We start from the raw sequence: 21599 nt of genomic DNA, 5'->3' as shown, positions 1-21599 counted from the left end.
TATTTTAAATTGAGTTAAAAAAATCTCTAAATAATTTCAAACCATTTATCTGGCTTTTTTCAGGATGAAACTGTACACCAAAAATATTATCTCTTTGAATTGCAGCAGTTACTTTAATATGGTAATCGCAATATGCACTTACATAAGCTGGATCACAATCGTAATAATAACTATGATCAAAATAGAAATTAGAATTATCTATGTTTCTATTAAATAGTGGTTTAATACTATTTACGGTTACATCATTCCACCCAACGTGCGGAACAGCAAATTCTTTAGGAAGTTGTAATTTTTTTACTTTTCCTTCAATCCAGTTTAATCCTTTGTGGATGCCATTTTCTTCAGACAATGTAGCCATCAATTGCATCCCAACGCAAATTCCTAAAATGGGTTTCTTTTTTTCAAGAACTTGTTCATTTAAAATGAGATCAAGATTTCTCGCTCTTAAATTATTAGCTGCTTCTTCAAACGCACCAACACCTGGCAATATAAGGACATCAGCGTTTTTAATTACAGATTCATTGTCAGATATAATTAACTTGTTATACCCAATATACTTTATTGCATTTGAAACGGAATTAGTATTACCAACTCCATAATCAACTATTACTATGTTTTGTTTTAAACTCATAAGCCAACTCCTACTTCAAATTTTGGAACCCATCTATTTTCTCCATCCCTTTCAAATAAATCTTTATTCACTGATTGATCAACTTTTTCCCAAAATTGTTTTTCAGTAATATCTATGTAATCACAAAAACTCTTGATGTATTTCGGAGAACAAGCTCCATCATATTTTTTATTTAACGCAATTGCTTCGTCGCGTGTCATTCGTCCTAAACGAATGTCTTCATTCACATAATCACTGATACGTCCAAATCCAAATTTTAAATATTTGATCATTTGGTTTAAACCTACCCAATCTTCATCCAGAGAAGTTATTCCTAATGGATCACCTATATCTTTTGGCGACTCATTTCTAATATCTAATCCTCTTAATGCTGAAAAGTTACCATTATCTAACAATGACCAATCTTTCCAAAAATACCCAAGAAATGTGATACGTAAGTTCGCATCCTCCATTTCTTTTTCTGATGGATAATTATATTGTAAGATATCCTGCCTTTTAATTTCATTATTTAACAGCCATGTAATATCTCCTCCTCCTAAAGTATTCATTTTACGAAGATTATTTCCGTCACTGCCATTTTTCCCCATTACATTTAAATCGCCAAGTTGTAATGCAGCATTTTCACCCCACCAAATTAGGGGTATTTGATAAGCGATAGCAAGGCGTGGAACACTACTAAATAAAGCAAGTTCAGTTGATTTTGCCCAGTTTGTATATTCAAAAAAACCTTTCCTCATCAATTTTTTCCATACCTGTGGACTTGGATTAATCGAAATACAATCAAATCCATGAGCAATCATATTCGAAACATTGTCAACTCCACGTTGTGTAACTTGCTCAGGAGGATAGCCTAGACTAACTAGAAGTGGATTCATTTTTAGTACATCTTTTACAAAAAAAGCTTGTCGTGTACTATCCTTACCACCACTAACACCTATAATACAATCGTAACCCGATTGAGCATTGGCTTTTCCAAAAGCTACAATATCATCTAATTCTTTGCGCCTTTCATCCCAATCGACTGTTTTAAGGCTTTCAAAATAATTACAAGCCGGACAAACACCCTTGTCATCAAATTTTGTACCTGGGCGAGTATCTACTTGTAAACATTTTTTACAATATTTCATATCTCTGTTGCTAAAATTCCGTATTCAACAATATCATAGTATTGTCCTTGTTTAAAAATCGCTTCTTTTCTAAGTCCTTCTTTCTTCATTTTTAACTTCAACGCCAGTTTTTGCATTCCTGAATTTTCACTTGAAGTCCCACAATAAATTCTGTGAAGGTTTAAAGTTTTAAAGCCATGATTAATTAATAATATTCCTGCTTCGTACATAATGCCTTTGCCCCAAAAAGTTTTATCGCCGAGTAAAAATGCGATTTCTGCATTTCTATCTAGCCAGCTTATATTTTGAAGACTAATATTCCCAATATGTTTAAGACTTGCTTTATCCACAACAGCTAGTATTAGATCATTCTTTGATGACCTTGAATGGTCAATATAACTTGACAATTTTTCTTTTGTCATAGGAAATCTTCCATGAGAATTAAAAGCTGTAATTTCTGAGTCATTTAACCATAAAGAATAATTACCATCTACATCATTTGGATTAAGTGATCGCAAATAGATATTTTCTCCTTCTAAAAAAAAATCAGTATTCATCTAAATATATTATATTACTTACTAGATTTTCACTATTAGCTTCTACACCTATATTTAACCCCTTAAATGGATCATTATTAAGGTGATTATCTAAAAATCTTATTATCGGCTTATTCATTATACTTGCTTCTATTAATAACGAAGAGAAAAAACCCATAATAATATCTGCAAAATAAATGCTTTGATTCGTATCGACTTCTAATGGTAAAATAGTAAAGTTGTTCTTGTCTTCAAATATTTCTACAAGCTTTTCAACAGATTGGTTTGGGTGCATTTTAATTAAAAAATGATATGTGTCTTTAAATTTTTTATCGGCTTCTCTAATACACTCTTTTACTTTCCTTGAAGCAATAAACTCATCAAAACCAAATTTTTCAATTCCATTAACATTAGAAAGAGGGTCTGGAGCAAATAGAATCATTTTTTTACTTTCGTCAAGGTGCAAATTGCGATAAAATTGCATTCTATTTATCTTTGGCTTCCAATTTTTTAACCAGACATGATATGGATTTCCTGCTACAAACAACTTACTTTTAGCAATTTTTTCTTCTATTGCAATTTGTTTTGCCCTTTCATCTAAAACCCAAATTTCATCAGGAAAACTCAATCCTTCCTTAGTCAAAAATCTATCTGATATTGAAGTCCAATGATCAACAAATGAAATAGTAAAAATATCTTTCTTTTTTGAGTGATCAATTGCTTTTTTTTCTAAATCTGAGGTATAAGATGTTCCCGTAAATACTATATCAGGTTTAAATTCATCTATATATTTAATAATCTCTTTACTAAGTTTTACTACTTTAACTTTAGATTTAAAATCATTATAAAATACATATTCTCTATCTGAAATGATCAGTAGATCTAATGCATCAATGCTTTCACAAATAGACAAACAAGGCTTCGCTCCTCCAGGATCGCTAAATATTACGAGTATTCTTCCTTGTAATTTATCTTTAAACACTACCTCAATTCATTTATATTCTCCAAAACTTTTTGAAAAGCATTCACTACATCATTCATGTCACCCATTGTCATTCCCGGACGCATAAACTCGTGAGTAAAGAGTCTTTCAAAGTGCATTTGTTCTGTAATTGGGCATAATCCTTTTGGATAGCTTATATTTTTATCTGCTAAATGATGCTCAAATGCCCAAGCTGCTTTCTGTTGATAAATTGGCTGCAAGTAAATTGGCATTACATAACCTGCACCAATTAAAGGTGCTGTTTCTCTTAAAATTGCTGATGGTAATTCTGCTTTTAATGCATTTACAAAAGTGTTTCTATCCACTCCAATCAACTCCTTATCATATTTTATTGGATGCACATAATAAGTATGAACTGAACCGTCATTTACTTCTGGTTGTAATTCCAATCCTTGTATTCCTCTTAAATTTGCATTTAAATACGCAACATTCTTTAACCTCTCTTCTAATAAACTTGGTAATTTTTTTAACTGTTCTATACCAATAGCGCACTCAATTTCTGTCATACGATAATTAAATCCAATCATATTTGTCAAGTCCTTAATTTCTTTTGGTCCTACAACATTTTCGGCATGATTTCTTATCATCTGACATCTATCTACTAACTCACTATTATTAGATGTAATTACTCCACCTTCACCTGTATGAATGTGTTTATGATAATTTAAACTAAAAATACCTAAATCACCAATAGTTCCTAAATTTTTCCCCTTATACTTACCCATTGGTGCTTGCGCACAATCTTCAATGACATATAAGTTATGCTTTTGGGCCAATGCCATAATTGAATCCATTTCTGCTGGATGACCAAAAATATGAACAACTAAAATTGCCTTAGTGCGCGGAGTTATACAAGCTTTAATACTGTCCGGAGACATACAAAAAGTAACTGGATCTATATCCGCAAAAACAGGTATTCCGCCATATAATAAAGGTGCAATAGCACTTGCAGACATTGAATATGGGGAGACGATAACTTCATCACCTGGCTGAATGCCAATTGCTCCCATTGCAGTATATAAACCCGAAGTATTTGAATTAACAGACACTGCATGTTTTACATTAAAAGCTTCTGCCCAAGCTGCCTCAAAAGCTTTTACAGTAGGACCACCTAAGAAATCGCTGTGATATGCACCTAAAAACTGCGAAAGATTTCCAGTATCTAACACTTTCATTACCGCATCTTTTTCTTGTTGTCCAATAGTATTATATGCTGGAAACAACTCTGTTCTTATAGCTTTGCCGCCGTTGATAGCTAACTTTGACATATTAATTAATTTTGTAGTTTAACATTTTTAAATTTAAGTTAATAGAGTTAATAAAGTTATCTTCTAACTCTGGTTTTTCTATCAATTCGATAGCATGATTGGTTACAGCTATCATATAACTTTTTAAGCACTCTTTTTTACTAAGATCTTCTTGAAGTATGAGAGGTAAAAGAAATGTAGATTTACCTTCTGATTTATAAATCTCAATACGATTACCTGCATCTTTAATTAAAATTTTGTGTTTTTTGAAATATAAATCTATTTCAAAATGAGAAAACAATACATTACTAAGTCCTAATATATCAAAATTAACATTATCCCAAAGCGCCATTAATGACAATGTAGCATCATTATCAAATTGGTCAAAAACTTTATTATGAATTTTAATTTGATCAAGAGTTATTTCTTTATCTGTAAGAAATTCTAACAAATCCATCGCATGACTGCAGTTATTAACAAAACCTCTTTGATATCGAATAGAAATATTTGTTAATTCATCCCCATATAAATCACTTTGAATAAACAACTTAAGACTTAAGAAATCAGGTTGAAATCTTCTCATGTAATTCACAAGTATCTTCGAATGGCTATTATTGTAGATTTGTTTTAATTGAATCATTTCTTCAATAGAATTCGAAATTGGTTTTTCGCAAATTATTGTCTTGACACCAGCCTCTAAAGCATCACTCAAAATTTTAAAATGAGTAAAAGTTGGGGTACAAATACTTAGAATATCAAATCTTGAGAGAGTATCTATAGAAATATTGTTTACTATTTCACACTGATAATGATCAGCAACTTTAGTTGCAAGGATTTGATCAATATCAAAAATAGAAACAGTTGTTAAGTTGTTTAAGTACCAAGCCTTAACATGAGTTTGTATTTCGTTATTGTTAATATCGTATTGGGCACCAATATTACCACAACCTATTACCAAAACTTTATACATTTGCTTTTCCTTTATTTTTTTCTAAAAGAAAAGAATATTTTATTTCAGCAACTTTCCAATCTTCTTCAGTATCGATATCCTGCACTTCTGATTCAGGCATTTCATATCCTATTGAATTGTTGGAAAATAGTTTTTTGTTTTTCAGAAATAAATCAGTCTGTATAAAATAAAACTGACCGCAATCATGATATGCCGGTGCCAAGTCTTGTGATCGCGTACTTATGTGTTCTGGCCAATTCATCTTAATCAAACCATTCTCCATTTTTAGGGACCTCAATATTGGAAAGCCAAAACTTACAATTGGAACAACTGTTTCTGCATTTTTTTCAATTAGCATTTTATAAGCTTGTTGTAATTTAAAGTCTGTAACAAAAGGAGCTGTAGGGTAAATACAACAAGCATAATCAAAATATTGACCTGCTTTTTGGTACATCTCTAATACCTCCGTAATTACCTCAGCAGTTGTCGCAAAATCATTAGAATTTTCATTAGATCTCATAAAGGGTACTTTCGCACCTAAAGAAAGTGCCAGCGTAGCAATTTCTTCATCATCTGTAGAAACCATTACTTCGCTAAAACAACCTGCTTGTAAAGCTGCGTCTATAGAATATTTGATGATAGGATTACCTAAGAAATTCTTGATGTTTTTTCGTGGAATTCTTTTACTTCCTCCACGTGCAGTAATTATCGCAAGACAATTTTTCATTTTATTCTTATTTTATATCTAATAGAACTTTTAATTTCTCAACAGGTAAGTCTGGTCTTAAAGTTTTACCAATCTCAAAAAGCTTATCCCTATTATTTTGAATTAAACCGGGAATAATTACATAAGGAGTAGAGGTATTAAATGTGAAAAATATCGCCAATCTACCTTGCTTACATCTACTTCCATAATGATAGCAAACGGCAGGATCAACAAAAATTGATTCTCCTGCTTTTCCATAAAAGGTTTCAACTTTACCATCCCCTAGTTCCTTCATAAAATCTTCATCCTTAATTCTTCTAATTAGAAAGGAGCGTTTCATTTTCTTTGATTCTTTCCTATTGACAAAAACAAACGGCCCTTGATTAAGTTCCTCAACATCATTTAAATACATAATACCATGAAACGATTTGCTATCTCCAAAATCCTTGTGCCAATGTTGACTTTCTCTTAAATTTCCATCCGTAGGATAACTATACAAAACTTGTAAACTCTCAAATAAAAGTTTCCCTCCAAAATAATCAATTGCAGGATCCAATATTTCCTTCGAAAAAGCTAATTTAATTATTGGATTATCTATTGTAAAGTCCTCATCACGCATTAGATTCTTAAATGGGGCACCAGTAGCTTTTGGAATTACCTCAGCAATTCTTGATTCATAAATATTATTAATTTCTTTCAAATTTTCAAGAGAACAAGTTGGTCCTGTTGCAAAACCAATATTATTTAAAACTACACTACTTTCAAGTACTGAAGGTTCTGGTTTACTAAATGTTTTGCTGTTGATATTAAACAACATTGAAAACTTTCGTTTCGCAATTAAATGCGATCTTAGGTAGTTTATTTGATATTTAATTTTTTGCATAGCTTACAATTTTATAGATGAGAGATCCACTCATAACTTATTTGATCCGTAATTTTTTTTACTGGGATACCAGCATATACTCCAGGTTCTTCAATAGATTTATTAACTAATGACATAGAAGCAATTAAAACATTATCACAAATCGTAATTGGTCCCAGTATTGTTGAGCTTGTTCCAATAACAACATTGTCACCCAATTCAAAAACACGCTGTTGTTTATGCTTTTCTAAATAAAGTTCATCATTCGGCGATCTGCCACCAAATTTTACTCCAGACATAATCACAACTCTCCCAGTTGAAAAAACGCCATTTCCACCTAACAAAATACCACCAGGATGTGTAATTGACAATTTACCTATATTTATTGAAAATGACATCAATTCAATTCCATATAAAATAAATAAGAAACGATCCATTGTTAAACTCATAAACTTACCTAAAATTGGAATTTTATAATATATAAATCTAGAAAGCTTGATATGTTTATTTATCTGCCATTCAATCCGAAAAATACGAAGTAGTCCAAGTCCCAATCCCATCTTTTATTCTTTCTAAATTAAATCAAAAGATAATGCAGTACCTCTTTTGACAGCTCTATTTATTTTTTTTCCTATTATTGTGTCAAAATATTTAGGTTCAAGTCCTAATCCCGGTCTTATTATTCTAATATTTTCTTCGGTAAAAATATCTCCTTCTTTCATATCTTGAACAATATAAATTGAACGCTTAAACATTTTACTCTTTTTCTCTACTTCCATTATCCCATAGGTAACTTTTCCAATAGACAGGAAAGCTCTCTCCGATTCTTCTACCAACATTTTAAATTCAGCAGGTTCCAAAGAAAATGCAGAATCTACTCCTCCTTCGGATCTATCAATTGTAAAATGTTTTTCGATAACTCTTGCCCCTAATGCAACGCTGCTTACTGCAACTCCTACTCCTAACGTATGATCAGAAAGTCCAACATGACAGTCAAACAAATCGGCCATATGTGGGATAGTCTTGATATTTGTATTATCTGGAGAAGCAGGATATGTACTAGTACACTTTAACAGTACCAGATCTTCACAACCATTCTCTCTTAATGTTTTTACAGCAAGTTCAATATCCGCTAAAGTCGAAATTCCTGTTGACATAATTACAGGTTTTCCAGTTTTAGCAACTTTCCTTAATAAAGGAAGATGATTGTTTTCAAATGAAGCTATTTTGTAAACTTCAACGCCCAATTCTTCTAAAAAATTAACAGAAGTATCATCAAATGGAGTACTAAAGCACATCATTCCCTTTTCTTTTGCTCTATCAAATAAAGCCTTATGCCAATCCCAAGGGGTATAAGCTTCTTGATATAATTCATAAAGATTTCTATCTTTCCATAATGAATTAGGATCTTTAATAGAAAATTCATCATGAGATACATCTATGGTTAATGTATCAGCAGTGTATGTTTGCAATTTAATTGCATGCGCTCCTGTCGAAGCTGCTGCATCAATAATTTCAAGAGCTTTTTCTAATGACTGATTATGATTACCACTCATTTCTGCAATTATGAAAGGTTTGTGATAATCACCAATTGTGATATCACCAATTTTAATATCTCTTCTCATTGTTTGTTTTTATATAAAATAAAACTCGGAATTTCTTTTATTATTTCTTCTTTTAAAAATTTATAACCAGCATTTGTAAAGCTTTTAAAAGACGATTTATTTATTTTAAAAATATAGGCTAATATTGTAAAAGTGTAATTGTGAGACAAGAAATCTTCCGATGCTTTTTCGATCATTTCCTTTGCAAATCCTTTACCTCTAAATTCAGCATCTACCATTAATCCAATTATTGCTTTATTATTTTCGCTTTTACTAATTCTAACTTGGCCAATTGGTATATTAAATTCATTTAAAAAAACATAAAAACAATTATCATCGCTTTTAACCTGATTATTAAACCATTCCACATGATCTTTATAAATAATCTTTTCTTTTTGATATGAATTATTCCGCACTAAATTATCATTAGCCCAATTAAAAAATAATTCTACATCGTCAATATTTGCTTTTCTAAACTTTAACATTTTTCAAGTTTTTTAAACTCATTTAAAATTCTTTCACCTGATTTTCCATCAGCAAATATTGACTGATTTTTAATTAAACTATTTATATAAGATAAATTGTTGATTTTATTTAATTTCAAGACAATATCATCTATACTAACTGAATTAAAGTCTCCAACAGTTTCCGCATAATTCCCTTCTATTAATTGTTCATGAATTAATTTTTGATTATCAACCGTAATTCCAGTAAGTAAACCAGACTTAACACAACAAACTTCCAAAGAAATAGAACTTGCAGGACATATACTTATTTCTGCAGCTTTAATTAATTCTATCATACGCTCAGCATTTATATTTGTATGATGAACAATATTTATTTGTGGATTGTTTGAAATAAATGTCTTTAACTGATCATCCTGCATGTAAGCTGCACCTGTAACCACAATTACCTTTTTAATAAAATCTGTTTGAATACAACTCTGTATAACTTTAAGCGTTATATTAGTCGGATCAGCTCCTCCCATGCAAATAAAGACAGTATCAATTTTTGAAATTTCCCTACTTCCTTTTGTTGCTGTTTTTAAAAATTGTTCTCTAAGAATTAAATATTCAAAACCGCATACCACCTTTGTATTAGGACTTACATTATATCTATAAATTAAATTACTATTGGCATGATTTATAACTAAGTCCGAACTAAAATAACCATTTGCAAAATCATCTATTTGTACAATTTTTTTTATTTGTTTTTTTATTGTACTTATATATTCTTCATCAAATGTATAGCCATCAATAACAACTATATCATTTTTATTTAATGATTTTCCAAATTCTACTAATTCATTTGATTTACTTGGTTCTGATAAAGAAATAATCTTTCCAAACTTTTGCAAAATCAGAATAATCTCTTTAGCCGGACGAGAAATTACAAAAAAACACTCAAATTCATTTTTTAACATTTGAGCTAATGCAATACACCTCATAACGTGGCCCAAACCTATCTTACTATTCCCATCTGCTCTAAATAATACCCTATTTTTTGTAGAACTCATTAATTTTTTGTATTACAAAATTTTGTTCCTCAACTGTTAAAGTTGGAAACATTGGTAAACTAATGCATCCCTTATAGTATCCTTCTGCGTTTGGCATATCTCCTTCTTTCCATCCAAACTGCTTATAATAAGGCATTAAATGACATGGAATATAATGGATTTGTGCAAATATATTATTCCCTCTTAGGTAATTATATAATTCCAAACGATCTTCCACTTCAATAATATAAAGATGATAGGCATGACCCTCAACTATACCTGATTGCCCTTTAACAAAAGATTTATTAGAAAATGCTTTATTATAGATCGCTGCTATTTCTTTTCTTTTTAGTAATCCCTCATCAGCACGTTCTAATTGGCTGGAACCTAAAGCTGCCTGAAAATCAGTCAATCTATAATTAAATCCTAACGTTTGCATTTCCATATACCAGGCTGGGTAAGTACTTATTTCAGTATCTAATCCATTTGCAAATTTTGCAGAATTAATAAAATCTGCGTCATTTTTAGTAATTCCATGGGTGCGTAATTCTAAAAGCTTTTTGTATAAACCCTCATCATTTGTAGTTATCATACCTCCTTCACCACAAGCGATATGCTTAACCGGATGGAAAGAAAAAATAGCTAAATCAGCGAATTTACCATTACCACAATTTTGATATTCATCTTTAGAGCTCTTAAAATGCCCTCCTGGAGCATGACAAGCATCTTCAATAATCCACAAGTTATATTCGTCAGCTAATTTTCTATATGCTTCCAAATCAACAGCTCTCCCGGCAAAGTCGACAGGAATAATTCCTTTATAAGTTCCTTTTGGTGAACTTTTTAATAACTTCTCAACTTTTTGAATATCCAAAAGGTAAGTTTCTGCCTCAATATCTGAAAAAATAACTTCACCGCCACAATAACGAACACAATTAGCTGAGGCCGCAAAAGTAATCGGAGTTGTAATCACTTTGTCTCCTTCTTTTACATCTAACGCAAGTGTACATAAATGCAATGCCGCTGTACCATTTGCAACAGCAACAGCATAAGTACTTCCTACATAATTTGCGAAAGCTTTTTCAAATTCAATGATTTTAGGACCTTGTGTCAAATAATCCGATTGTAGTGCCGCTATTACAACATTAATATCTTCCTGTGTAATATTCTGACGCCCATAAGGTATAGATTTATCAATCATTTATTCAAAATTAGAATCTACATGTTCTTTAATTAGTTCTCTTAAACTAGCAACGGTTTCCCATTCTGTATTTGTACCTGAATTATAAGTAAATCCTTTCTCAACTTTTGTAGCGTTAAAAGTCATTTTAAAATCATCCAAATTAAAATTTGGGACAGAAGGCAATATTGTATAATATCTCCCTAAATCGTATGTATTATAGGAATCCGAAGATGTTATCATTTCTTCATGGATTTTTTCTCCAGGTCTTATCCCAATAATATCCAATTTACATTCAGGAGCAATTGCTTCCGCGACATCTGTAATATTATAAGATGGTATTTTTGGAATAAAGATTTCTCCTCCCCATGCATTCTCAATCGCATGCATTACCATATCTACTCCTCCCTGTAAAGATATATTAAAACGAGTCATTGAAGAATCAGTTATTGGCAATTTACCTTCTAACTTCTTTTTCATAAAAAAGGGAATTACTGAGCCATTTGATCCCATTACGTTGCCGTATCGAACAACTGAAAATTTAATTGGATTTGCTCCTTTGATATTATTTGCAGCCACAAATAACTTATCCGAAGTCAATTTTGTAGCACCATATAAGTTAATCGGTGCACAAGCCTTATCCGTTGATAGCGCAACTACATTACTAACACTGGTTTGTAAAGCAGCATGTATAACATTTTGCGCACCTCCAACATTTGTCTTTATACATTCATCTGGATTGTATTCTGCTAAATGTACATGTTTCATAGCCGCCGCATGAATAACAATATCAACACCTTGAAAAGCCCGAACTAATCTTTGTTCATCTCTAACATCTCCCAACAAGAAACGAATTTGAGGATACCGCCTTTCAGGAAATTCCTGAGCCATTTGAAACTGTTTTTGTTCATCTCTAGACAAAATGATGAGTTTTTTAATGTCTGAATGGCTTTTAAAAATATGGGATGTAAGAGCCTTTCCTAGAGATCCTGTACCACCCGTTATTAAAATTGTTTTATTTTCAAGATTCATATTATTTTCTAAAATAATTAATTATTATAAAATTACTTAACCGTAGTTACATTTTTCAAAAACCGTCTCACAATCAATATTAAAACCACTAAGAATCCTGCTAAAAATCCTCCTATAACTAATCCCTTCGCTTTTCCAAAACGCTCCTTTGGCAAAGGTAAAATTGGCCTATCTATAACTTGAATAAGTGGCGTCTCTTTACGTAAAGTAACTTTTGCTAATTCAGCTTGCTTAACTAACTCAGTCAGTATCGCAGTATTTGCCTGAACATCTACTTGTCTACGAGCAGAAGGAGCACGACGCACGTTAAGAGCAGGATTAAGATTGAATGTATTATCATTAGCAAGAGCAACTCCAGTAATTGCTCCATTCAATTCATGGCGAATAGAATCTGTTTGTCGCTCTAAAATCAGCATATTCTCTCTTGCTTTTTTACTTTTAGTCTCTACATAGAATTTTCCAACTTGTCTGGCCAAAGCTTCACAAAAAAATTTAGCAAATAATTCATTATCAGAAGACACATCCATAGTAATTATAGATACCTTTTTATCTTTTTGACTAACCGCTAAGCCTGATTTAGACAAATCACTATATAATACACCTAAGATACTATCTTGATCTCTGGTAAAATATCTTCGATTACTATTTGGTAAAAATTTAATTGAAGCAAATCTAGGTTTATCATTCCACTTTTCACGCCATTCATTATTTTGAATATACATCTCAGCCAACGAAATAACTTTTCCTTTTGATTTAACTGGTGTTAATAGTGTTTTTTCAACCATTGACCTTGATTTAAAAAGTTCAGCTAAATTGGAACCTGTAAAAATTCCACCTCCACTCCCTCCTAAATCTAAACCAAATGAACTAGCTAATCCTAAAGCTCCACCTAGACCACCGCCTTTTTCATCTTCTAAGGCGAAAGTTAATGTTGCAGTATATATAGGTTTTTTAATTATTGAATATGTTAAACCTAATCCAGCTCCTATTACTCCAGTTAAAACAATAATTTTCCATTTTGAAAGTAAATATGAATACCATTCTTTTACTTTTTGTATCAATTCTTTTAACGAAATTTCATCGTTTTCAAGTGGTTTGTTATCCATGAAATTTATTTATTTAAATGCTGTCACTATTAATAATGCCAAACTCGTAAGAACACTTCCAATACTAACCCATTCTCCTGTTGACATTTTCTTAGTTTCAGGTTTTTCTGGCACCACAATTTGTGAATCTGGCTCCACTTTTGGATATGATCTAAAAAATAAAAATGATCCAGTTACTGAGGCTTTACCATTTGGATAAATAATGTAAGCTTTTTTCTTCCATCCTTTACTATCTACACCTCCTACAGCATCTATATAATATCTAAATCCTTTTCCACTTCTATATGGAATTTCAGAAGTCAGCAACACATTTCCAGTCACTTTTACTCCTTCATTATATACAGCAACTTCAATTTCATCACCTGGAAATAAGGTAACGTTTGAATAATGGTTTTTATCTTTTACAATTTTTTCCCAGTTTACCGGAATAGTAGCATATTTTAACTCTTCTTTTAATTTTTTGGTTAATTTTTCTTTTAATGTATCATTTTTTGATAAATTCAAATCAATACTCTCTAATTGCTCAATTTGTTCCTGCTTAATTGGTCTTTTAATTTTCATACCATCTAAATTAGCAATCGAAGTTAACCCCCCCGCTCTCATAACAACATTATAAACCGTTTCTTTTTTATTAGCCAAAACATATTTTCCTGGGTAACTAACAGCACCACTAACTATTACCATTTGCGGTTTTTCATAAACAGCCATTCGACGAATATTAATAACATCAAAAGGTTTTAAGACAAAGTTTTTAATTTGTTCATTGTTATCAGCAGTGATTTCAAGTTCAATTAATTCAACACGCTTGGGATCGGCATCATCAATTACATCAGATTTAACCATTCTTGCAATTTCAACTCTTTTAGAAGCTGAGCCTGTTAATCCGCCAACCTGAACTACTAAATCATTTAAGGTTAAATTTTCAAAATACTCATATTCACCTGGATTTTTAACTTCACCATCAATAGTAACCTTATATTCTTCTCTGAAATCTAAAATAGAATAAACTGTTATTATATCTTCTCTTTTCAATTCAATATCAGCATTTAAATCCCCTGATAATGCAGCACTTAAATCTACATTTACTATTTCTGTAGTCAAATCCGTTTTTAAACGAATGATCCTTGCCCTTTTAGTATAAGCATCTTCTTTTAGTCCTTCTGCTCTTGTAATAACATCTGAGATTCTCATTCCTTCATTATAAGAGTAATAATCTGGTCTAAAAACTGCACCTTCAATTTTAATTCGATTCTCAAAACGATTTAAAATCTTAGTTATTCTAAAAACATCTCCCGACTGCGGGATATAAGAATTATACTCGCTTTCATTAATGTCGTGAATCTTGAATTCCTTACCTGTTTTTTGTAATACATTTACTGATGCAGTATATGCGAATTCATTAAATCCTGAAGCAAAATTTAATAAATCGGAAAATGTTTCTCCTTTTTTCATTTCAAAAATACCAGGACGTTTTACTTCTCCTTCCACTACAACTCTTTGACTATAAGCGGGAATTCGAATAACATCGTTATCCCTTAAACTAACATTATCTGACTGATCCCCTTTTACCAAAAATTTATAAATGTCAATATTTTTGTAAACTTTACTATTTCGAATTAATTCAATATTTCTATAACTACCATTTTTACCCGGTCCACCCGCTAAATGTAATGCATTGTATACTGACGCAAGAGATGAAATGGAATAATTCCCTGGTTGTTTACCTCCCACTATTGTTATTTTAATTGTTCTTATTTCACTTAAACTAACGCTAACCTGAGATTGCCCTGATCTAACTGTACTATAAACTCTTGCTATTGCAGCTCTTATTTTTTGTGAAGCAGCTTCAATTGACATTCCTGCAACTGCAATTTGCCCAACATTCTGGATTGTAATTTTACCTTCAAAATTAACTGGAACAGTATCATCAAATTGCTGAACACCATAAACACTAATTTCTAATTTGTCTCCTGGACCTAGAACGTAATTTATTGGAGTTGCCATCTTTAAATCCGGTTCAAAATTTAAAGTCGGATTATCAAATAGTTCAGAACCAAAAATCAAGGCATTTAATGAATCTTTTACTTTTTCATTTTTAATTTTTTCCTGTTTTCTGCCAAACTCAGAATCTTTATCAGTTTTCTTTAAATTATCTTCCTTCTCTTTATTTTTGTCCTTATCCGTATTCTTGGCGATTTTCTTTTCATACTCGGTAAGTCTAATTTTAAGCTTATCAAATTCAACCTGACTCATCCCTTTTGACAATGCCATTGATTCAGCTTCACTAATAGTCACATTATTGCTTTTTAATTGAGAACTAATCTTAGCTAAATCATCATCTGATAAATAATCTACTTTTACTGTACTTAAATCCTTCGATTTAAGTATGTCTTGAGCATTCACGCTAAGAGACGCAAGTAATATAAAAAACAGTGTAAGAACGTATGTTATTTTTTTCATGTTAAGTCATATTAAACCTTAAAATCTGGGTATAATCTTATTTTATGAATATTGTTTTTGGTAATAATCTTTATATAATCCTGACGTCACATTTTTTAACCATTCTTCATTACTCAAATACCAATTGATTGTTTTCTCTAATCCTTCTTCAAAAGTTACAGATGGCTTCCACCCTAATTCTTTATTGATTTTTGACGCATCAATAGCATAGCGCAAATCATGCCCAGGCCTATCTTTTACATAAGTAATAAGGTTTGCAGAAGTACCATTTTCTCTTCCTAATTTTCCATCCATAATTTGGCATAATAATTTAACCAAATCAATGTTTTTCCATTCATTAAAACCACCAATATTATAAGTTTCATGATTTTTTCCTTCGTGAAAAACTAAATCAATAGCTATAGCATGATCTTCAACAAAAAGCCAATCTCTAGTATAATTTCCATCTCCGTAAACTGGTAATGGTTTATTATTTATAATATTATTTATAAAAAGTGGGATCAACTTCTCTGGAAAATGATAAGAACCATAGTTATTAGAACAATTTGTCAAAACATATGGAAGCCCGTAAGTTTCACCATAAGCTCGCACAAAGTGGTCTGAACTTGCTTTTGAAGCAGAATAAGGAGAATTAGGATCATAAGGAGTTGTTTCAGTAAAAAGCCCTTCAGCGCCTAATGAACCATATACTTCATCTGTACTAATATGATAGAATCTTTTGCCTTCAAAATTATCTTTCCATTGATTTTTTGCAGCATTGAGCAAATTCATCGTTCCTATTACATTTGTCTTTACAAATGCTAATGGATCTTCAATAGAACGATCTACATGTGACTCAGCAGCTAAATGCAAAACTCCGTCAAAATTGTGAAGTGAAAAGAGTTCATTAATGAAAGTCTCATCAACGATATCTCCTTTTACAAAATTATAGTTAGACTGATTTTCTATATCTTTAATATTTTCAAGATTTCCAGCATATGTCAAAGCATCTAAATTATATATTTGATACTGTGGATATTTGTTTACAAAACGTCTCACTACATGTGAGCCTATAAAGCCTGCGCCTCCTGTTATAAGAATCTTTTTCATTTTCAATTTAAATTAATTTAATAAATCTGAATTTATTTTTTCTAACTCACTGTAAATATCTTTCACATCTTGTGAGTTTTCTTTTTGTAAAATTAAATTAGCGGTATCTGTATAAACAAAAATAGTGTTTTTTAATCCTAGAAAAGTTGTATGCTTACCTGAACCAATTACCATATTGCCATTTTTGTCAACAGGATGCCCTTTTGAAACTAAATAATCATAAACCGATTCAAATGACCCTAAATCAGACCATGAAAATGAAGCAGGAACAACTTTTATCTTTTTACTACGTTCCATCACAGCATAGTCAATACTAATTGATGGAATCTCCAAGGATAAATCTAAATCTAAAAAACCATTTTTACTAGATTCCCAAACTGCTTTAGATTTTTCATAAACATCTGGTTGAAATTGTTTTAATTCATCAAGTAGAACTCCTGCTTTAAAACAAAACATTCCACTATTCCATAAAAAATTTCCTTTTGCAATAAATTCTTTTGCTGTTGTCTCGTTAGGTTTCTCTCTAAAAGAGATTACCTTATCTCCTTTTGCTTCAATATAACCATAACCTGTTTCAGGTTTAGTTGGAACAACTCCAAATGTAACTATAAAGCCATCTTCTGCTTTAGAAACGGCTTCATCGATAGCACTATTGTAATTATCCATTAAATCAATAATATGATCTGAAGGAGTGACAATTAGGATATCTTCAGAATTAGACGCAAACGCTGCAAATGCAATAGCAGCAGCTGTATTTCGAGGAGTTGCTTCTACAATATTCACATAAGAAGTATTGGTTTTATCCATAACTTTACCGCTTAAATGATAATTATCTACATTTCCAACTACCATAACCTTATTTGCTAAATGACTATTACGATCAACTGTCATTTCAAATAATGATTTACCTTCAAAAATTTCTAAATATTGTTTTGGTTGGCTTTTACGAGAGAGTGGCCATAATCTACTGCCTACTCCTCCGGTTAAAATTACATGTGTTATTGATTTATCTATGCTCATATTTTTTTCTAAATAAAAAAAGAACTTTTAGTTACTATAATCTATTGTCAGCTATAGCACCCAAAACTCCTTTTACATCGTATAATAAACTATTTTCTTTTTGTAGCTCTGAAAAATTTAATTTTAAAAATTCATCATGTGAAACTCCCAAAATAATAGCGTCAAATTTATCGGTTGGTACAGAGTCAACCGTTACTAAATTATATTCTTTTTTTACATCTTTTGCATTAGCCAAAGGATCATAAGTAGTCACTGATATACCATATTCTGTCAATGCTGTTATTACATCGACTATTTTAGTATTTCGAACATCAGGACAATTTTCTTTGAATGTAATTCCAAGCATTAAAAGGTTTGCACCGTTAACAGTAATTCCTTTTTTAATCATTAACTTAACAACTTGCGAGGCAATATATTCTCCCATGCTATCATTCAAACGACGTCCTGCTAAAATTATTTCAGGATGATAGCCAAATTCTTGTGCTCTTTGTGCCAGGTAATAGGGATCAACGCCAATACAATGTCCACCAACTAATCCCGGTTTAAAAGGTAAAAAATTCCATTTTGTTGCCGCGGCAGCTAATACTTCCTGAGTATCAATATTCATTAAATTAAATATTTTAGCAAGCTCGTTTACAAAGGCAATATTAATATCTCGTTGTGAATTTTCGATCACTTTAGCAGCTTCAGCAACTTTTATACTTGGTGCTAAATGAGTTCCTGCAGTTATAACAGATTTATATAATGCATCAACTTTTAAACCAATTTCAGGAGTTGAACCTGAAGTTACTTTTAAAATCTTTTCTACAGTATGTTCTTTATCACCAGGATTGATTCTTTCTGGAGAGTATCCTGCAAAGAAATCAACATTGAATTGTAGTCCGGAAACCTTCTCCAGAACTGGCACGCATTGTTCTTCTGTAACTCCCGGATAAACAGTAGATTCATAAATTACGACATCTCCTACTTTTAATACTTTACCAACTGATTCACTTGATTTATACAATGGGCTTAAATCTGGACGATTGTTTTTATCTACAGGAGTTGGAACTGTAATTATATAATAATTACAATCAGAAATATCTTTTAATGAAGTACTACAAAATAATCCAATTTCTGAATTGGGGGTCTCTACTAGTACTTTCTGCAAGTCATGGCTTTCAACTTCTAATGTAGAGTCGATTCCCGACTTTAAACTAGCAACTCTTGAATCATTAATATCAAATCCTATAACTGGATATTTGGTTGCAAATAATCTAGCTAATGGCAACCCAACATATCCAAGACCAATAATTGCTATTTTTATATTTTCTTTCATTTAAAAAATATTAACTTTAATTACAACAGTATATGGCTTCGCCATTCCAAGCCCCATTTATGTGCTCAGTTATAAAAAAGTATAATCTCGGCAAATATAGCATATTAACTCAATTTATTCAATACGGTTTAACGTAATCAGATAAAAGCAAAAATATAAAACGCCTCACAAAATTACAACTTACTATTTATCAGTAGGTAAAATTTTACTTTATAAAAAAAAACAGGAAATAAAATTCTTAAATAAAGAAATTTTATTTCCTGCTTATCTTAAAAGGGCATAATCTCTGCAAAAAATTATTTATATTTTATTTTCAAAATACAACCTAAAGATTCCAGTACCAAAATATAGTGTGTATTAGAAACTTCCTGAACTATTGCATCCTGATTAGAAAAGGCCCCGGAATCTAATTTTATTCTGTCACCCACTTTCATAGCTGTAATTGAAATATCAGTTACATTTGAATCATTAAGACTTTTTTTTATAATACCAATCTCCTCATCTCTGACAATTGCAGGTTTTCCAAGCCAAAAAAGATAGCGTACAACACCTGGCACCTGAAAAACAGTATTTCGATTTATTTCCTCAAGCTGAACAAAGACATAAGAATTAAAAAGCGGCACTTCAACCTTTTTTTTCCTGTCTGACCATTGTTTAATCTGGGTAATTAAAGGACAATAGCATTCAACTCCGACTTGCATAAGTCTTTCTGCAACTTTTTTCTCCCATTTGGGCTTTGTATAAACTACATACCAATTCATAATACCGTTGTATATGGAAATAAAACTTTCAAATCCTTCTCGTTATCCATTTTACGTTAAATTTTAATCCAATAATATCTCAACTAAGAACCAATTCCTTTATAAACAAAGCCAATTGATTCCAATTCTTTGGCATCCAGTATATTTCTTCCATCAAAAAGAAATGCTGGTTTATGCATAGAATCATAAATTTTTTTCCAATCGTAAGTTGTAAATTCATCCCACTCTGTTAAAACTGCAATGGCGTGTGCACCTTTACAGGCTTCGTAAGCATTATCAAATATTGCGAGTGCATTATTATTTTCTTCAACTGATCTAGTTTGCAAATAGTCCAAATCACTCAACATTTTGTTTCTTGAAACTTTTGGGTCATAAACAGAAATCTTAGCCAGCTCATTTATTAAATCATCAGCTACATAAATAGCTGCAGATTCTCGGGTATCATTAGTATCTTTCTTGAAAGCCCATCCTAAAAACGTAATTTTCTTATCTGCGACAGTATTATATAATGTCTGAACTATTTTATTAGAAAATCTTCTTTTTTGATGATCATTCATTATAATAACTTGTTCCCAATAATCTGCCACTTGGTTTAATCCATATGATTTCGCAATATAAACCAAATTCAGAATATCTTTCTGAAAACAAGAACCTCCAAACCCAACTGAAGCTTTTAGAAATTTTGGTCCAATTCTGCTATCCATTCCAATTGCTTTTGCAACTTCATTAACATCAGCGCCAGTTTTTTCACACAATTCCGACATCGCATTGATCGACGAAATTCGTTGCGCTAAAAATGCATTTGCAGTAAGTTTGGATAATTCTGATGACCAAACATTGGTCGTTAAAATTTTGTCCTTATCAACCCAATTCGCATAAACATCAACTAATGCATTAATAGCAGCTTCTCCTTCCGGAGTTGTATCTCCACCAATTAAAATTCTATCCGGGTTTAACAAATCTGTTACTGCTGTTCCCTCAGCTAAAAATTCAGGATTTGATAATATTTGAAATTGAACTCCATTTCCTGTATTATCTAAAATACTCTTAATTGCTTCAGCTGTTCTTACTGGCAAAGTAGATTTTTCTACTACGATTTTATTCTGCTTTGCAACTTTTGCGATTTGCCTCGCACATAACTCAATATATTTCAAATCGGCTGCCATGCCTTTTCCTTTTCCGTAGGTCTTCGTTGGCGTATTTACTGATATAAAAATTACCTGAGCTTCATCAATTGCTTTATCTACTTCTGTCGAAAAGAAAAGATTCCTGCCCCTTGCCTTCGCTACGATTTCTGAAAGACCAGGCTCATAAATCGGAATATTATCTGTACTTGGATCGTTCCAGTCTTTGATTCTTTGTTCATTCAAATCAACAACAGTGACTTGAATATGTGGGCATTTTTGAGCTATTACTGCCATTGTCGGACCTCCAACATAACCTGCGCCAATGCAACAAATTTTTGTAATTTTCATTTATCTTATCCTTATCTTG

At 31.5% G+C, this 21599-nt stretch carries 21 protein-coding genes; all 21 read right to left on the bottom strand.

Annotation, left to right across the window (positions count from 1 at the left end; genetic code table 11):
• Window positions 1-4: 4 nt before the first annotated feature.
• A complete protein-coding gene (hisH, locus tag AC6CH4_RS08535) occupies window positions 5-631 on the bottom strand; it encodes an imidazole glycerol phosphate synthase subunit HisH (RefSeq protein WP_498102007.1) in 627 nt (208 codons plus the stop codon).
• Window positions 628-1758, bottom strand: a complete 1131-nt coding sequence (locus AC6CH4_RS08530; protein ID WP_498102005.1) for an N-acetyl sugar amidotransferase — start codon at window positions 1756-1758, stop codon at window positions 628-630. The genes hisH and AC6CH4_RS08530 overlap by 4 nt, the downstream gene beginning before the upstream one ends.
• Entirely contained in the window at window positions 1755-2294 is a 540-nt protein-coding gene (locus AC6CH4_RS08525) for a GNAT family N-acetyltransferase (RefSeq protein WP_498102003.1), read from the bottom strand. Before AC6CH4_RS08525 ends, AC6CH4_RS08530 begins: the two co-directional genes overlap by 4 nt.
• Window positions 2284-3255 (bottom strand): CDP-glycerol glycerophosphotransferase family protein, encoded by a 972-nt coding sequence (locus AC6CH4_RS08520; protein WP_498102001.1) that lies wholly within the window; start codon window positions 3253-3255, stop codon window positions 2284-2286. Before AC6CH4_RS08520 ends, AC6CH4_RS08525 begins: the two co-directional genes overlap by 11 nt.
• On the bottom strand, window positions 3255-4544 hold the full coding sequence (locus AC6CH4_RS08515; protein ID WP_498101999.1) for a DegT/DnrJ/EryC1/StrS family aminotransferase: 1290 nt from the start codon (window positions 4542-4544) through the stop codon (window positions 3255-3257). The genes AC6CH4_RS08520 and AC6CH4_RS08515 overlap by 1 nt, the downstream gene beginning before the upstream one ends.
• A 1-nt stretch (window position 4545) precedes the next feature.
• Window positions 4546-5493, bottom strand: coding sequence for a Gfo/Idh/MocA family protein (locus AC6CH4_RS08510; RefSeq protein ID WP_498101997.1), 948 nt, complete (start codon window positions 5491-5493; stop codon window positions 4546-4548).
• Window positions 5486-6199 (bottom strand): pseudaminic acid cytidylyltransferase, encoded by a 714-nt coding sequence (gene pseF / locus AC6CH4_RS08505; RefSeq protein ID WP_498101995.1) that lies wholly within the window; start codon window positions 6197-6199, stop codon window positions 5486-5488. The genes AC6CH4_RS08510 and pseF overlap by 8 nt, the downstream gene beginning before the upstream one ends.
• A gap of 7 nt (window positions 6200-6206) precedes the next feature.
• Window positions 6207-7061 carry a hypothetical protein gene (locus tag AC6CH4_RS08500; RefSeq protein WP_498101993.1) on the bottom strand — a complete coding sequence of 285 codons (855 nt, stop codon included), beginning with the start codon at window positions 7059-7061 and terminating at the stop codon, window positions 6207-6209.
• A gap of 11 nt (window positions 7062-7072) precedes the next feature.
• The gene (locus AC6CH4_RS08495) at window positions 7073-7600 is read right to left on the bottom strand and encodes a hypothetical protein (RefSeq protein WP_498101991.1); all 528 of its coding nucleotides are present in this window, start codon (window positions 7598-7600) and stop codon (window positions 7073-7075) included.
• Window positions 7601-7612: 12 nt separating this feature from the next.
• Window positions 7613-8665, bottom strand: a complete 1053-nt coding sequence (gene pseI, locus AC6CH4_RS08490; RefSeq protein WP_498101989.1) for a pseudaminic acid synthase — start codon at window positions 8663-8665, stop codon at window positions 7613-7615.
• Window positions 8662-9129, bottom strand: coding sequence for a GNAT family N-acetyltransferase (locus AC6CH4_RS08485; protein ID WP_498101987.1), 468 nt, complete (start codon window positions 9127-9129; stop codon window positions 8662-8664). Before AC6CH4_RS08485 ends, pseI begins: the two co-directional genes overlap by 4 nt.
• Entirely contained in the window at window positions 9123-10160 is a 1038-nt protein-coding gene (gene pseG / locus AC6CH4_RS08480) for a UDP-2,4-diacetamido-2,4,6-trideoxy-beta-L-altropyranose hydrolase (RefSeq protein WP_498101985.1), read from the bottom strand. The genes AC6CH4_RS08485 and pseG overlap by 7 nt, the downstream gene beginning before the upstream one ends.
• Window positions 10141-11340: a UDP-4-amino-4,6-dideoxy-N-acetyl-beta-L-altrosamine transaminase gene (gene pseC, locus AC6CH4_RS08475; RefSeq protein ID WP_498101983.1), complete on the bottom strand. Its 1200-nt coding sequence runs from the start codon at window positions 11338-11340 to the stop codon at window positions 10141-10143. Before pseC ends, pseG begins: the two co-directional genes overlap by 20 nt.
• Window positions 11341-12351, bottom strand: coding sequence for a UDP-N-acetylglucosamine 4,6-dehydratase (inverting) (gene pseB, locus AC6CH4_RS08470; protein ID WP_498101981.1), 1011 nt, complete (start codon window positions 12349-12351; stop codon window positions 11341-11343). It lies immediately after the preceding gene.
• Window positions 12352-12383: 32 nt separating this feature from the next.
• The gene (locus tag AC6CH4_RS08465) at window positions 12384-13457 is read right to left on the bottom strand and encodes a Wzz/FepE/Etk N-terminal domain-containing protein (RefSeq protein WP_498101979.1); all 1074 of its coding nucleotides are present in this window, start codon (window positions 13455-13457) and stop codon (window positions 12384-12386) included.
• 9 nt (window positions 13458-13466) lie between these two features.
• Window positions 13467-15917, bottom strand: a complete 2451-nt coding sequence (locus AC6CH4_RS08460) for an SLBB domain-containing protein (protein WP_498101977.1) — start codon at window positions 15915-15917, stop codon at window positions 13467-13469.
• Between the two features lie 42 nt (window positions 15918-15959).
• Complete coding sequence (gene rfbB, locus AC6CH4_RS08455; protein ID WP_498101975.1) at window positions 15960-17006, bottom strand: dTDP-glucose 4,6-dehydratase; 1047 nt, start codon at window positions 17004-17006, stop codon at window positions 15960-15962.
• A gap of 12 nt (window positions 17007-17018) precedes the next feature.
• The gene (locus AC6CH4_RS08450) at window positions 17019-18026 is read right to left on the bottom strand and encodes a mannose-1-phosphate guanylyltransferase (protein ID WP_498101973.1); all 1008 of its coding nucleotides are present in this window, start codon (window positions 18024-18026) and stop codon (window positions 17019-17021) included.
• 34 nt (window positions 18027-18060) lie between these two features.
• Window positions 18061-19344, bottom strand: a complete 1284-nt coding sequence (locus AC6CH4_RS08445) for a nucleotide sugar dehydrogenase (protein ID WP_498101971.1) — start codon at window positions 19342-19344, stop codon at window positions 18061-18063.
• A gap of 296 nt (window positions 19345-19640) precedes the next feature.
• On the bottom strand, window positions 19641-20105 hold the full coding sequence (locus tag AC6CH4_RS08440; protein WP_498101969.1) for a UpxY family transcription antiterminator: 465 nt from the start codon (window positions 20103-20105) through the stop codon (window positions 19641-19643).
• An 83-nt stretch (window positions 20106-20188) separates the two neighbouring features.
• Window positions 20189-21580, bottom strand: a complete 1392-nt coding sequence (locus AC6CH4_RS08435; RefSeq protein ID WP_498101967.1) for a UDP-glucose 6-dehydrogenase — start codon at window positions 21578-21580, stop codon at window positions 20189-20191.
• Between the last annotated feature and the right edge of the window lie 19 nt (window positions 21581-21599).

Source organism: Flavobacterium sp. GQ95 (assembly GCF_059758655.1).
This window is presented reverse-complemented; position numbering and strand designations above follow the sequence as displayed.

Bases quoted from the DNA above. Each gene is read 5' to 3' on its own strand.
- hisH (WP_498102007.1), bottom strand. From the start codon at position 631: ATGAGTTTAAAACAAAACATAGTAATAGTTGATTATGGAGTTGGTAAT.
- AC6CH4_RS08530 (WP_498102005.1), bottom strand. From the start codon at position 1,758: ATGAAATATTGTAAAAAATGTTTACAAGTAGATACTCGCCCAGGTACA.
- AC6CH4_RS08525 (WP_498102003.1), bottom strand. From the start codon at position 2,294: ATGAATACTGATTTTTTTTTAGAAGGAGAAAATATCTATTTGCGATCA.
- AC6CH4_RS08515 (WP_498101999.1), bottom strand. From the start codon at position 4,544: ATGTCAAAGTTAGCTATCAACGGCGGCAAAGCTATAAGAACAGAGTTG.
- AC6CH4_RS08510 (WP_498101997.1), bottom strand. From the start codon at position 5,493: ATGTATAAAGTTTTGGTAATAGGTTGTGGTAATATTGGTGCCCAATAC.
- pseF (WP_498101995.1), bottom strand. From the start codon at position 6,199: ATGAAAAATTGTCTTGCGATAATTACTGCACGTGGAGGAAGTAAAAGA.
- AC6CH4_RS08500 (WP_498101993.1), bottom strand. From the start codon at position 7,061: ATGCAAAAAATTAAATATCAAATAAACTACCTAAGATCGCATTTAATT.
- AC6CH4_RS08495 (WP_498101991.1), bottom strand. From the start codon at position 7,600: ATGGGATTGGGACTTGGACTACTTCGTATTTTTCGGATTGAATGGCAG.
- pseI (WP_498101989.1), bottom strand. From the start codon at position 8,665: ATGAGAAGAGATATTAAAATTGGTGATATCACAATTGGTGATTATCAC.
- AC6CH4_RS08485 (WP_498101987.1), bottom strand. From the start codon at position 9,129: ATGTTAAAGTTTAGAAAAGCAAATATTGACGATGTAGAATTATTTTTT.
- pseG (WP_498101985.1), bottom strand. From the start codon at position 10,160: ATGAGTTCTACAAAAAATAGGGTATTATTTAGAGCAGATGGGAATAGT.
- pseC (WP_498101983.1), bottom strand. From the start codon at position 11,340: ATGATTGATAAATCTATACCTTATGGGCGTCAGAATATTACACAGGAA.
- pseB (WP_498101981.1), bottom strand. From the start codon at position 12,351: ATGAATCTTGAAAATAAAACAATTTTAATAACGGGTGGTACAGGATCT.
- AC6CH4_RS08465 (WP_498101979.1), bottom strand. From the start codon at position 13,457: ATGGATAACAAACCACTTGAAAACGATGAAATTTCGTTAAAAGAATTG.
- AC6CH4_RS08460 (WP_498101977.1), bottom strand. From the start codon at position 15,917: ATGAAAAAAATAACATACGTTCTTACACTGTTTTTTATATTACTTGCG.
- rfbB (WP_498101975.1), bottom strand. From the start codon at position 17,006: ATGAAAAAGATTCTTATAACAGGAGGCGCAGGCTTTATAGGCTCACAT.
- AC6CH4_RS08450 (WP_498101973.1), bottom strand. From the start codon at position 18,026: ATGAGCATAGATAAATCAATAACACATGTAATTTTAACCGGAGGAGTA.
- AC6CH4_RS08445 (WP_498101971.1), bottom strand. From the start codon at position 19,344: ATGAAAGAAAATATAAAAATAGCAATTATTGGTCTTGGATATGTTGGG.
- AC6CH4_RS08440 (WP_498101969.1), bottom strand. From the start codon at position 20,105: ATGAATTGGTATGTAGTTTATACAAAGCCCAAATGGGAGAAAAAAGTT.
- AC6CH4_RS08435 (WP_498101967.1), bottom strand. From the start codon at position 21,580: ATGAAAATTACAAAAATTTGTTGCATTGGCGCAGGTTATGTTGGAGGT.